A 12,530-nucleotide genomic window follows, 5' to 3' on the forward strand; every position below is an offset into this window, starting at 1 on the left:
GTCACCAGCCCGAGGCGGTGTAGACGACGGCCCGTACGGACTCCTCGCCCCAGGCGAGCTCCCGCAGCAGCGCGGCGGTGCCCTCGTCGGGGTCGATCAGCCTGATGCCGCGGCGCGCGTACTCGCGTCCGAGTTCCGGGCTGACCATGCCGGTGTGTCCGCCGACGGGCGCCCACGGCCCCCAGTGCACGGTCAGCGCGCGGTTGCCGGTGCGCTCCGCCCAGCCGGCGCCGAGGCTCTCCAGGGCGTCGTTGGCGGCGGCGTAGTCGGCCTGCCCGCGGTTGCCGAGGACGGCCGAGATGCTGCCGAACAGGACGGCGAAACCGGGGCGGTCGGGCAGTTCTTCCAGGGCGGCGAGCAGGGTGGCCGCGCCGGTCGTCTTCGTGCCGTAGACCCGCTGGAAGGACTCCGGGGTCTTCTCGGCGATCAGCCGGTCCTCGATCACCCCGGCCGCGAAGACGACCCCGTCCAGGCGGCCGTGGTCGGCGTGGATCTCCTTGACGGCCTGGAGGGCGGCGTCGCGGTCGCGGAAGTCGACGGCACGGTAGCGGGCCTCGCTGCCGAGCGCGGCGAGTTCGCCGAGGGTGGCGGTGATCTCCCGCTGGGCCAGGATCAGTTCGGCCTCGCGGTTGATCTCGGCGGGCTTCAGGCCACCGCGGGCGGCGAGGACGGCGCGGAGTTCGGCGGGGGTGCGGGCGGCGGCGGTGTCCGGGGCCTCGGGACCGCTCGGCGCGGGTGTCCGGCCGAGCAGTTCGATCCGGCAGCGGCAGGCGGCGGCGAGGGTGGCCGCGAACTTCGCGGTGATGCCCCGGGCGCCGCCGACCAGCAGGACCACCGAGTCCCGGTCGAGGCCGAGCGCGGCGGCCTCGGCGGCCCCGGCCCCGGCGGGACCCGCCCCGGTGCCGCCGAGCGCGCCAGGCGCGACCTCGACCAGTTCGAGGCCCTGCCGGCCGGTGGCCGTGCGCAGCACGACGGGTGCGGGTTCCGGTGCGAGCAGTTCGTCGAGCAGCGCGTCGGCGACCGCCTCCGGTGCGGTGTCCCCCAGGGTCACGACCCGGGCGACGGTGTCGGGGTACTCCCGGGCCACGGTGCGGAAGAGCCCGTGCAGTCCGGCCGAGCGCGCCGCGTCCGTGCCGCCGGCGGGGCGGGCGGCCAGCAGCCAGCGCGGGCTCCTGGCCAGGGCCGCCCGCAGTACCGGGTAGACGTCGGGCAGCACCGGGGTGTCGCTGCCGGGCAGCGCGCCCAGGTACAGCACTCCGTCCACGGCTCCGTCCGCCTCCCCGAGCAGGTGGCCGGCGTCCACGGTCACGGCCTCGGCGCCGTACCCGGCGAGCCGTGCCGCCACCTGCGCGCCGCCCCCGAGGACGAAGAACCGCCTGCCGGACAGCACGGCGGCCGGGTCGGCCACGGCATCCGGCTGCGCCAGGGCCACGGGCCGCATCTCGAACCGCTTCGGCGCCTCGCCCGGGGGGACCTCGGCGGCCGCGGCGGGGTGGGGCTCCGGTGCCGGTGCGCCCGGACCGGACTCGGCGGCAGCCCTCACCGGCTCGGGCGCGGCGGCCGTCCCGTCGGTGGTGGCCGGGGCCGGTCCGGTCGCAGCCGTGGCCGTCGCCTCCGCACCGGTGCCGACCCGTGCCCTCAGCCACCCGGTGACGGCCGCCGCCGTGCGCGCCTTGGCCAGCTCCTCCAGTTCGGCGTCGTCGAGGGTCTCCGCACCGCCCGCGATGCCCAGCCGCTTGGCCAGCTCACCGGCGATCTCAGCACGCTTGATCGAGTCGATGCTCAGGTCGGCTTCCAGATCGAGGTCGGGCTCGATCATGTCCACGGGGTAGCCGGTGCGCTCGCTGATGATCTCCAGGACGACCCGTTCGACGTCTGCCGTCGCCTCGGGCTCGACCGCGGGGGCGGGGGTGGATGCGAGGGCGGGTACGGGCTCCGTCGACGGTGGCTGCGCTACGGCCGCTTCGGCCGGCGGCAGCTGCTGGAGCACCGGCGCGGCCGGCACCTGCACCTGGGCCGCGCCGAAGTAGGTGAGCAGGACGTCGCGCTGGGCGGCGATCATCTCCCGGCTGGTGCGCAGGAACTCGGAGATCAGCGCGTCCCGGTCGGCGGGGGCGCCGTGCGGCTGGTTCGTCGTCACAGTCGTCGTCTCCACGACTCGTCGGGCCGGTGCGAGGGCACCGGGCAGGAGGTCTCCGGCGGCGGTGCGCACGAGCTGTCCGTCGACCGTCCAGCCGGGCCGTTTCGGCGCCGGGGCCCGGACCGCGTCCACGGCGTCCCGGCCGCGCAGCAGCCAGGCGGTGCGTACCGGCGCGCCGGCCGCGGCCAGCTGGGCCAGTGCGTCGAGCCAGCCGCGCAGTCCGCCGCCGGCACGGGGTTCGCAGGCCACGGTGGTGTGCGGACGGTCGTCGAGGATCTGTCCGACGAGCCGGGTGAGGACGGTGCCGGGGCCGGCCTCCACGAAGACGCGGGCCCCGGCCTCGTACATCGCCTCGATCTGGGCGGCGAAGGCGACGGGTGAGCCGATCTGGGCGGCGAGTTCGGCGCGTACGGCGTCGGCGTCGGGCCGGTAGGGGGCCGCGGTGCGGTTGGACCACACCGGGAACTCGGGCGGTCGTACGGCCGTGTCGGCGAGGACTTCCGCGAACCGGTCGCCCGCCCCGGCGACGACCGGGCTGTGGAAGGCGCAGGCCACCGGGATCCGCTTGGCGCCGAGACCGGCCGCGCGCAACAGCCGTACGGCTTCGGTCACTTCGTCGGTCGGGCCGGAGATGACGGTCTGCCGGGGCGAGTTGTGGTTGGCGACGACCACGGCGGCCGGGGCGCCGGCCGTGCGCAGCGCGCGCTCGACGTCGTCCGCCGCGCCGGACACGGCGGCCATGGTGCCGGGTTCGTCGCCCGCGGCGGCCAGGATCGCGGCCGCGCGTTCGGCGCTCAGGTCCAGGAGGGTCTCGGGGGTGAGGGCACCGGCCGCGCTGAGGGCGACGAGTTCGCCGTAGCTGTGTCCGGCGGCCATGTCGGGGCGGACGCCGGCCGCCGTCAGGAAGGCGTGGGCCGCGAGGCCGGTGATGCCGAGGGCGGGCTGGGCGGCCCGGGTGTCGGTGAGGGCGGCCCGGCGGCGCTCGCGGGTGTCGTCGTCGAAGGCGGCGGGCGGGTAGAGGGTGTCGGCGTGGGCACGGCCGAGCTGGAGGTAGTGCTGCAGCTCGGGGAAGGCGATGAGGACGTCGGCGAGCATGCCGGGGCGCTGGCTGCCCTGACCGGGGAAGAGGAAGGCGACCTTGGCGTCGGCGGCCGCGTCGGGCTGCGGGTCGGTCAGGTGGATGCCGGCGGCCGGGTCGTGCTCCCCCGCGAGGACGCGGCGCAGTTGCCCAACCAGCCCGGGCACGTCGGTCGCGACCACCGCGGCCCGTACCGGCTCGTGGGAGGCGTCCGCGCGGCGGGCCGCGGCGAGCGCCAGGTCGCGCAGCCGCCAGGAGCCGGTAGAGGCCGCCCGCAGGATCTCCTCGACGCCCCGGTGGGCGGCCTTGTCGTCCCGCCCCCGGAACACGAGGAGCTCGGCGGGCCAGGCGTCCATCCCCTGCTCGGGTGGTACGGCGCTGTCGTAGGCGCCCAGCACCACGTGGAAGTTGGTGCCGCCGAACCCGAACGCGCTGACCCCGGCGACCCGTTCGGCGGGCGGTGCCGCCCAGGGCCGGGCCTCGGTGTGGAAAGCGAACGGGCTGTCCGCCTCCTTCCAGGCCGGGTTGGGACGGTCGAGGTGCAGGGTGGGCGGCTTCACGCCGGTGTGCAGGGCGAGGGTGGTCTTGATCAGCCCGGCGAGGCCTGCGGCGCACTTGGTGTGCCCGATCTGGGACTTGACCGACCCGAGCCCGCAACCTCCGTTAGCCGCGCCCGCTTCCGCGAACACCTCACTGAGGATGGTGAGTTCGGTGCGGTCACCGACGACGGTCCCGGTGCCGTGCGCCTCGACCAGGCCGACCTGGGCCGGGGAGATCCCGGCATTGCGGTAGGCGCGCAGCAGTGCGGCCCGCTGGCCTTCGGGCCGGGGCGCGGTCAGGCCCAGGGAGCGGCCGTCGCTGGACGAGCCCAGCCCCTTGACCACGCCGTAGATCCGGTCGCCGTCGCGCTCGGCGTCGGCCAGTCGCTTGAGGACGACGCAGGCCACGCCCTCGCCCAGTGCGATGCCGTCGGCGGAGCCGTCGAAGGCGCGGGAGCGGCCGGTCGGGGAGAGGGCGTGCACCGAGGAGAAGAGGACGTAGTCGTTGATGCCGTTGTGCAGGTCGGCGCCGCCGCAGAGCACGACGTCGCTGGTGCCGGCGGTGAGTTCCTTGCAGGCGACGTCGACGGCGGCCAGTGAGGAGGCGCAGGCCGCGTCCACGGTGTAGTTGGCGCCGCCCAGGTCGAGGCGGTTCGCGATCCGCCCCGAGATGACGTTGGCCAGCATGCCCGGGAAGGAGTCCTCGGTGAACCGGGGCAGCTGCTCGTCGAGGCCGTCGGGGACCTTGCCGTAGTACGAGGGCAGTACGGCACGCAGGGTGGCCGCGTTGGAGAGGTCGCTGCCGGCCTCGGCGCCGAAGACGACGGAGGTGCGCGACCGGTCGAACTCCCGTCCCTGTGTGCCGTATCCGGCGTCGTCCAGGGCGCGCCGGGCGGCCTCCAAGGCGAGCAGCTGGACGGGCTCGATGTGGCCGAGGGAGGCGGGCGGGATGCCGTAGCCCAGCGGGTCGAAGGGGATGGGTGGCAGGAAGCCGCCCCACTTCGAGGTGGTGGAGCCGTCGGCGTGGTGCACGGCCGGGTCCCAGCGTTCCACCGGCACCTCGGTCACCGCGTCGTGTCCGGCGACCACGTTCGCCCAGAAGGTGGCGAGGTCGGGGGCCTCGGGGAACATGCAGGCCATGCCGACGATCGCGATGTCGAGCGGGGCGGGGGCGGGAGGCTGGGCCGGCCGTGCCACCGCCGTCCGCCGCGCCAGGAGGTCGGCGGCTGCGTCGGTCACGGCGTGGTGCAGGGCAGCCACGGTGGTGGGCGCCGAGCGCAGCACGGCGACTTCTCCGGCCATGAACATTCCGTCGGAGAACTGGCGTTGCTCGTCCACGGGCGTCAACTCGCCGTCCGCCGACCGGTCGACACCCTTGCTGGCGATGCGCAGCCGGCCGACGTTGAGCCGTTCCAGCTCCTCCCACACCAGCCGGTCGGACACCCCGCTGTCCCGCAACTCCGCTTCGCGCTCGCGGTAGTTGAAGGTGAACGGGCTGGGCACACAGCGGGTGGCGTGGCCGGGCGCGGTCTCCAGGAGGGCGGTCGTGGCGGCCGTCATGACCTGGCGCTGGAACAGGGGCTGGATCGCGCCCCGGTCCACGGCCTCCTCGGTGAAGAGGTAGGCGGTGCCCATGAGCAGGCCGACGGCCGCGCCCCGGGCCGTGAGCGGCGCGGCGAGCGCGGCGACCATCGCCGCCGAGCGTTCGTCGTGGATGCCGCCCGCGAAGAACACCTCCAGGCCCTCGGCGTCCGCGAAGTCCTCCAGGACGGCGAGCTGGGCCTCCCAGAGCGGGAAGCTCGCGCGCGGTCCGACGTGGCCGCCGCACTCGGAGCCTTCGAACACGAACTTCCGGGCCCCGGCCTCCAGGAACTGCCGCAGCAGCCCGGGCGAGGGCACGTGCAGGAAGGTGCTGATCCCGGCCCGCTCCAGCGCCTCGGCCTGCGCGGGCCGGCCGCCGGCGACGATGGCGTGGCTGGGCCGCAGCTCGCGTACCGCTTCGAGCTGGGCGTTCCTCAGTTCCTCGGGCGCGAAGCCCAGGACGCCGACGCCCCAGGGCCGTCCGTCGAGCGCGGCCTTGGCCTCGGTCAGCATCTCCCGGGTGCGGGTGCCGTCGGCGAGGGCCAGCGCCAGGAAGGGCAGCGCCCCGTCGTCGGCGACGGCGGATGCGAAAGCGGCCCGGTCGCTCACCCGGGTCATCGGGCCTTGCGCGACGGGCAACCGGGTGCCGAGGGCACGGCTCATGGCGGAGGTTCCGGGACGCAGTGCCTCGCAGGCGTCCGCGTCCGCGCGTATCGCCACCGTCAACTCCCTTACGGTCCGCCGCACATCGCCCCATCGCTCGGCGAACCGTGCGGCGAGGAAGCCGTCCTGGCCCACCGGGAGCAGTTGACTGCGCAGGTCCTCGGCACCGAGCAGCGCGGCGACCGCGGCCGGATCGTCGGCGGGCGGTCGCACGGCGTCCGGGCCGCGGCGGTGCAGGACCCGGTGACCGGCCACGACGGCCGTCTCGGAGCCGTCCAGGGAGCGCAGTGCGGCCGCCGTCGCCTCGGGGAGCCGGGACTCGGCGAGCAGGGCCAGTTGGCTGTCGAGGACCACCCCGGCCGCGCCGCCGGCCACCGCGGCCGCCGCCGTGTGCGGTCCGATGCCGCCGGCGGCCCAGACGGGCACGTCCAGCTCGGTGGTGCCGAGCAGCTGTTGAAGGAGGACGAAGGTGCTCAGCTCGCCGACCCGGCCGCCGCTCTCGGCGCCCCGGGCGATCAGTCCGTGCGCTCCGGCCGCGACCGCCGCGCGCGCTTCGGCCAGGTCGGTCACCTCGGCCAACACGCGTGCGTGCGGGGCGAGTTCGGCGACGGTCCAGGGTGCGTCGGCGGCCCGGACCACGGTGTCGGGCGCCGGGCCGAGCTCGTCCGGGGTGAGGGTACAGCCGGCGGCGACCCGCACGCCGTACGGTCCCGGTGCCGCCCGTCTCAGGCGGGCCAGTGCCTCCCGGGCTCTTCGGTCGCCGCGTCCCAGGTCGAGGACGCCGAGTCCGCCGGCGGCACAGACCGCTGTCGCGAGCCTGGCATCGGGTTCTCCGAAAGGGGTGATGCACATGATCAGGTCGACGGCACGCACAGGGGACGTCATGACACTCCGAATAATCGGGAGGACAGCACGGTGGGGGATGTGTGCGGCGGAAAACTCGTGGTGAGGCCACCGGAAACTAGCGAGTTCATTACTCGCGGGTCAATAACGGAGGGGGTCCGTCACGTCCGGTAGTATTGATTCGGCCAGCGGGAGGAATTCACCGCAAGAGCCGAAAATCCGAGCAATCCACTGCGGATCGGCGGCCGTTCGGCACCCGGATCACTGGCGGCACACCGCCACAAGCCCGTCAAAGCGCACTGGCCATTCACCCGCCACTCACCACACCGCAACGCGCCGTGTGACCGCGCCGAGCTCTGTAAATTCGGGATGACTTCGGCCCGCTGGCTCGATCCTGGCACACCGGAAACCCGAACGGAGCGCTCCTGCGCCGGCCCTCACCCAATCCTGACAAAAACCTGCCTTCAACCACGTCACTTCAAATGAAACACACAGCGGGGAAAATTCTTGTAAACCCTTGAAGTAAACGGCCGGAGAGCCTCTGCTCTCCGGCCGTTCATTGACAGGAATTCAGCGGTGCCCGCCACCCACCCGCACGCCGGTGCGCAGCCTCAGGTCGCCCGACGAGGCGCCGACCCAGACGGTCCGCCGCCCGGTGCCGAGCGTCCAGCGATGGTGCCGCGCGTCCCAGGAAGACAGGGTGCGCGCGGCGACCCGCACGGTCACCCGCCGCCGCTCCCCGGCCGCCAGCTCCAGTCGCCGGTAGCCGCCCAACACCCGTACCGCCTGGTCGAGTCGGAGATCCGGAGAGGGCCCGACGTACACCTGCGGCACCGCGATCCCGGCGCGGCGCCCGGTGTTGCGCACGGTGAACGTGACCTCCAGTCCGCCGTGCGCCCACCGCGCCTGCGGGTCGGAGTAGGCGAAGGAGGTGTACGACAGCCCGTGCCCGAAGGGGAACAGGGGCCGCACGCCCTGCGCGTCGTACCAGCGGTAGCCGGCGTGGATGCCCTCCGAGTACTCCTCCACCCCGTCGACGCCGGGGTAGCGGCGTGGGTCGCCGGCGACGGGGTGGTGGTCGTCGTCGGCCGGGAAGGACTGGGTGAGACGTCCGCCCGGGTCGCTGTCGCCGAAGAGGACGGCGGCGGTGGCGGCCGCGCCCTCCTGGCCGGGGTAGTACATCTGGAGCACGGCTCCGGTCCCCGCCAGCCACGGCATCGAGGTGCACGACGAGGTGTTGAGGACGACGGTGGTGCGCGGGTTGGCCGCCGTCACCGCGCGGATCAGCTGTTCCTGGTGGCCGGGGAGGGCGACGGTGGTGCGGTCGAGGCCCTCGGTGGCGTCCTCGTAGGCGAACAGCACGACATGGCGGGCCGCTCGGGCGGCGCCGACCGCGTCGGCGAGGTCCTGGGCGCGGGTCGCGCCGGTGATGCGGCGCAGCCGGAACAGCAGACCCGAGTCGCCGCCGTCCGCGGTGATCTTCAACGTGTGGGTGCCGCGGGCCAGTTGAAGTGTCCTGCGGCGGACGCCCAGGCCGTCGGGGGCCGCGGCGACCAGGCCGCCGGAGAAGTACTCGCCGTATCCGGCCGCGAGGGGGAAGAGCTCCTCGCCGTCGAGCAGGACCTTGGGGCGGGCGGTGGCCGCGGAGGAGAAGTGGAGCGCGAAGGTCCACTCGTCGTCCTCGGCGACGGTGAGCGTGCCGTCGTACGTCCACTGCTCTCCGGCGCCCACCCGCTGTCCCTCGCTGGTGAAGCCGGGGCTGAGGGCGCCGGCCGGCAGGGCCTTGCCGAACAGGTCCTCGCCGAGGGCGTAGGTGACCGGGCCGCGGGTCCGGGCCTTGATGGCGTCGAGGGGGCTGTCGGCGTGGTCGGGGACGACATGGGCGCTGCCGCCGCCGCTGACGAAGGGCAGCGAGCCGGTCGGTCCGATCACCGCGACGCTGCCGTCGTCCAGGGGCAGGGTGCCGTGCTCGTTGCGCAGCAGGGTGGCGCCCGCCTTGGCGACCGCCAGGGCCACGGCGGCGCCCGCCGTGGCGTCGCGGCCGGGGCGGGGCGGGGCGCTGCCGTCGAGGAGGCCGAAGCGGTCCATCACCGCGAGGATCCGCCGTACCGCCCGGTCGACGTACCGCTCGGGCACGCTGCCGTTCTGCACCGCCGACTTGAGGGCCGTCCCGAAGTACGTGCCGTCGGGCATCTCCATGTCGAGGCCGGCGGTGATCGCGGCGACGGTGCTGTGGGCGGCGAACCAGTCGGTCATCACCCAGCCCGCGAAGCCCCACTGGTCACGGAGGATGTCGGTGAGGAGGGTCCTGTTCTCGCAGGCGAAGGTGGAGTTGACCCGGTTGTAGGAGCCCATCACCGCACCGGTGCCGGCGTCCACCGCTGCCTCGAAGCCGCGCAGTTCGAGTTCGTGCATGGTCTGTTCACCGGCGTGCACGTCGATCGTGTTGCGGTCCTGCTCCTGGTTGTTGAGGGCGAAGTGCTTGACGGTCGCGATCAGGCCTTCGCCCTGGATGCCCCGGATCTCGGCGGCGACCAGGTCGGAGGCGAGCAGCGGGTCCTCGCTGAACGTCTCGAAATTGCGGCCCGCGTAGGGGGTGCGGATGAGGTTGACCATCGGGGAGAGCAGCACGTCCTGGCCGAGGGCGCGGCCCTCCCGGCCAATCACCTGGCCGTAGCGGCGGGCCAGTTCGGGATCGAAGGCGGAGGCGAGCAGCACCGGGGCGGGCAGTGCGGTGGCGTGTTCGGCGATGCGGACGCCGGCCGGGCCGTCGGCGAGCCGGAGGGGCGGGATGTTCAGCCGGGGGACGCCGGGCACGTAGCCGGCCTGGCCGAGCGAGTCGGGGTCGTCGGCCCCGTGCAGCAGGGAGATCTTCTCGTCGAGCGTGAGTCTGGCGAGCAGCCTCTCCACGCGGGGGCCTGCCCCGGTCTCGGGTCTGTCCGCCGCCGCGGCGGGCGTGAGCGGTATGAGTCCGCCGGTGGCCGCGGCGGCGACGGCGACGGCACCGGCCGTGAGGCGCAGGGCGGATCGTCGGGAGACGGTTTCGGACATGAGCCGTCACTCCTTCGGTGTGCGGGCACGACGATGTGGACCGCGAGGACGCCGAAGGCAACCCCCGAGCGCGTTCGGCCTGTGAACGCATCCACCCCCACAGGACCTTGACGAGCCGTCAGTCGCATCACCGGCGCGTCGGAAACCTAGATCCGGTGGTGACTCGTGTCAACGATCTGAACAAGAAAAGGGCCCGACGCCGACAAGAACCGAAAACGGAGGGCCGGCCCTCCGGGACCGGGACGGCCGGCGGTCCGCCGGGGCGGGCCGGGGCCCGCCTCCCGTCAGACCCGGTCCGCGCCCGCCCGCTTGCGCGCACGGTAGTTGCGCAGGTTGGCCGCGTTTCCGCAGACGTGGACGTCGTGCCAGACGCCGCTGTTGTTGCGGGAGCGGTCGTAGAAGGCGGTCAGACAGCGGGGGTTGCGGCAGGACTTCAGGCGGCGCAGCGTGTCGGTGCACTGCGCTTGGTAGAGCTCCGTCAGGGCGAGTGAAGCCACCTGCCGCCAGCCCGTGCCGCGGGGCTCGGCATGGACGACCCCGTGCTCGTCGAGCCGCAGTGCGGTGGGCAGGGTCAGCACCGAAGCCGCCGGGCCGGACTCCGTCGCCGGGGCACCGTGCCGGGCGTCGAGGATCTGGGCCAGGTCATGGCGCAAGCCGCGGAGGCCCTCCACGTCCTCGGCCGTCAGTTCGATGCCGGGTATGGGCCGACGGGTCACGCCGCCCCAGCTCCGCAGGGCTTGGTCGAGCCAGGCACGGGCGTCCTCGACGGTCCGCAGCAGGTCGGGCTCGCGCCGCTGGCCGGCGGACAGCGTGTTCAGCAGGTCCTGCACGAAGGCGAGCCCACCCGGGGCGGGCTCCAGGCCGTATCGGGCTGTGGCCGTCCAGGACATCGGCGGACCCCTTCGACGCTACGTGAACACTTGGGTAAACGACACAACCAAACAATATATGCCCATGTCGTGAACGAGACACTCGTCCCTCCCGTCCCGCAGTATCCGCACGGCTGCGGCGGCGTCCACCACCAAAGACCGAGGTCAGCGTCACATCGGGCCGAAATAACCAATGGGCATACACTTCTGTCGCGTGGGCGTTGTGTCCGATGGCAGATGTTCGACACCGCCACGCGCGTGCCGCTGCCGTCGATCCACCACCAGTCATGGAGAAACCCGGAGTGCATCCCCAGCCCCGCCCCCCGCACCACAAGCGCCGCCGTGCCGTCCGTGTGTGGCTGCAGCCGTTCCTGATCGGCCTGGTCATCGTCTCGGCGTTCGTCAGCTGCTACATCGGACTCATGCGCGACCCCCAGCCCCACCGGATCCCCGTGGCGGTCACGGGCGCGAAGCTGGCGGACAAGGTCCAGCAGGACCTCGGCGACTCCGTCGAGGTCCGGCACGCCCGTTCCGCCGCCGAGGCGCGCGATGCGCTGCGCCACCGCGACGTCGTGGCCGCGTTCGGCAGCGGCCCGCATGGCAGAGAGCTCGAACTCGATGTCGCGAGCGCGAACGGCCTGTCGACGACCACCGCGGTCACGAAACTCGCCAGGGCCTACGCGCACGGCGCCGACCGGCACCTCAGCGTCTCCGACATCGTGCCTCTCGACCGGTACGACGCCCGCGGCCTGGCCGGGTTCTACGTCTCCTTCGGAGTGACCCTCTCGGGCTTCGCCCTCGCCCAGAACGTCGTGGGACTCAGCAGCCAGCTCCGGCTGCGGCACCGCTTCGCCCTGATGGCCGCGTTCGCCGCGGCATCCGGCCTGGTCGCAGCCGCCATCGCCGGCCCCGTCCTCGGAGCCGTCCCCGCGCCGTATCTCCCCCTCGCCTTCGTCCTGGCCCTGCTGGCCGCCGCCGCGGCCTTCGCCACGAAAATGCTGGCCACCTACGTCGGCCCCCTCGGCATCCCCCTCGCCACCCTGCTGCTGCTGACCGTCGGCAACTCCACCAGCGGCGCGACCATCGGCACCAACCTGATGCCCGGCGGCGCCCGGGCCCTGTCGGAGCTGCTGCCCCCCGGCGCCGCCGTCCGCGCCATCGCCGACCTCAGCTACTTCCGGGGCTCCCACGTCCTCGCCCCGCTGGCGACACTCGTCCTGTGGGCCGCGGGCTCCGCAGTCCTCCTGGCCTTCCGCACCACCCAGCAGAGCCCGGCGACCCCGCTCCCCGCACTCGACGCACCCGTCCGGGGCGCGACCTCGTAGCGGACGGCGACTCTGATCCACTGCTGGGCAGAGCCCCGATCAACGAAGAACCGAGGTCATGACCAGCCATTGCTGCGAGGCGATGAACAGCCGCCTGAACGTGCCCTGCGACCGGCACGACGACCCCTTCGCCTGCCCGGACGCGCTGATCGAATTCAGCGCCCGGTTCCAGGAGTACGGCCTGATCATCCATGACGGCGGCACATCGAGCATCACCATCGAGTTCTGCCCCTGGTGCGGTCGGCGTCTCCCCGAGTCGCAACGGGACCGGTGGTTCGACGAACTGGAACGCCGCGGGATCGATCCGTGGGCGGACGAGGTCCCCGCCGAGTTCCGCGACGAGCGCTGGCTGGCCCGAGGAGGGTGAGAGATTGCGGCCGTCCCGGCCGGAGTCAGGCGCCCGCGGGACGGGATGCGGGCCTGCGCAGCAGCCACTGCGCG

Annotated in this window: 5 protein-coding genes; 2 read left to right on the plus strand and 3 right to left on the minus strand. The window is 73.6% G+C overall.

The window, feature by feature from the left end; translation table 11 throughout:
- Window position 1: 1 nt before the first annotated feature.
- From ACFY6U_RS43150 to ACFY6U_RS43160, 3 genes are all read right to left on the minus strand, one after another.
- A complete protein-coding gene (locus ACFY6U_RS43150; protein WP_390047346.1) occupies window positions 2-6,886 on the minus strand; it encodes an SDR family NAD(P)-dependent oxidoreductase in 6,885 nt (2,294 codons plus the stop codon).
- A gap of 528 nt (window positions 6,887-7,414) precedes the next feature.
- The gene (locus ACFY6U_RS43155) at window positions 7,415-9,895 is read right to left on the minus strand and encodes a beta-glucosidase (RefSeq protein WP_390047348.1); all 2,481 of its coding nucleotides are present in this window, start codon (window positions 9,893-9,895) and stop codon (window positions 7,415-7,417) included.
- A 284-nt stretch (window positions 9,896-10,179) separates the two neighbouring features.
- On the minus strand, window positions 10,180-10,785 hold the full coding sequence (locus tag ACFY6U_RS43160) for a CGNR zinc finger domain-containing protein (protein WP_390047349.1): 606 nt from the start codon (window positions 10,783-10,785) through the stop codon (window positions 10,180-10,182).
- Between the two features lie 281 nt (window positions 10,786-11,066).
- Between ACFY6U_RS43160 and ACFY6U_RS43165 the strand changes: the two genes are divergently transcribed.
- Together ACFY6U_RS43165 and ACFY6U_RS43170 are read left to right on the plus strand one after the other, a co-directional pair.
- Window positions 11,067-12,089 carry a hypothetical protein gene (locus ACFY6U_RS43165; protein WP_390047351.1) on the plus strand — a complete coding sequence of 341 codons (1,023 nt, stop codon included), beginning with the start codon at window positions 11,067-11,069 and terminating at the stop codon, window positions 12,087-12,089.
- A 58-nt stretch (window positions 12,090-12,147) separates the two neighbouring features.
- Entirely contained in the window at window positions 12,148-12,456 is a 309-nt protein-coding gene (locus ACFY6U_RS43170) for a DUF6980 family protein (protein WP_390047352.1), read from the plus strand.
- The last annotated feature ends 74 nt before the right edge of the window (window positions 12,457-12,530 follow it).

The sequence above is a fragment of the Streptomyces sp. NPDC013157 genome (assembly GCF_042899865.1).
In the GTDB taxonomy this organism is placed as follows: domain Bacteria; phylum Actinomycetota; class Actinomycetes; order Streptomycetales; family Streptomycetaceae; genus Streptomyces.

What these genes read in the sequence shown, in the direction of transcription:
- ACFY6U_RS43150 (WP_390047346.1), bottom strand. Translation starts at nt 6,886, where the DNA reads ATGACGTCCCCTGTGCGTGCCGTCGACCTGATCATGTGCATCACCCCT.
- ACFY6U_RS43155 (WP_390047348.1), bottom strand. Translation starts at nt 9,895, where the DNA reads ATGTCCGAAACCGTCTCCCGACGATCCGCCCTGCGCCTCACGGCCGGT.
- ACFY6U_RS43160 (WP_390047349.1), bottom strand. Translation starts at nt 10,785, where the DNA reads ATGTCCTGGACGGCCACAGCCCGATACGGCCTGGAGCCCGCCCCGGGT.
- ACFY6U_RS43170 (WP_390047352.1), top strand. Translation starts at nt 12,148, where the DNA reads ATGACCAGCCATTGCTGCGAGGCGATGAACAGCCGCCTGAACGTGCCC.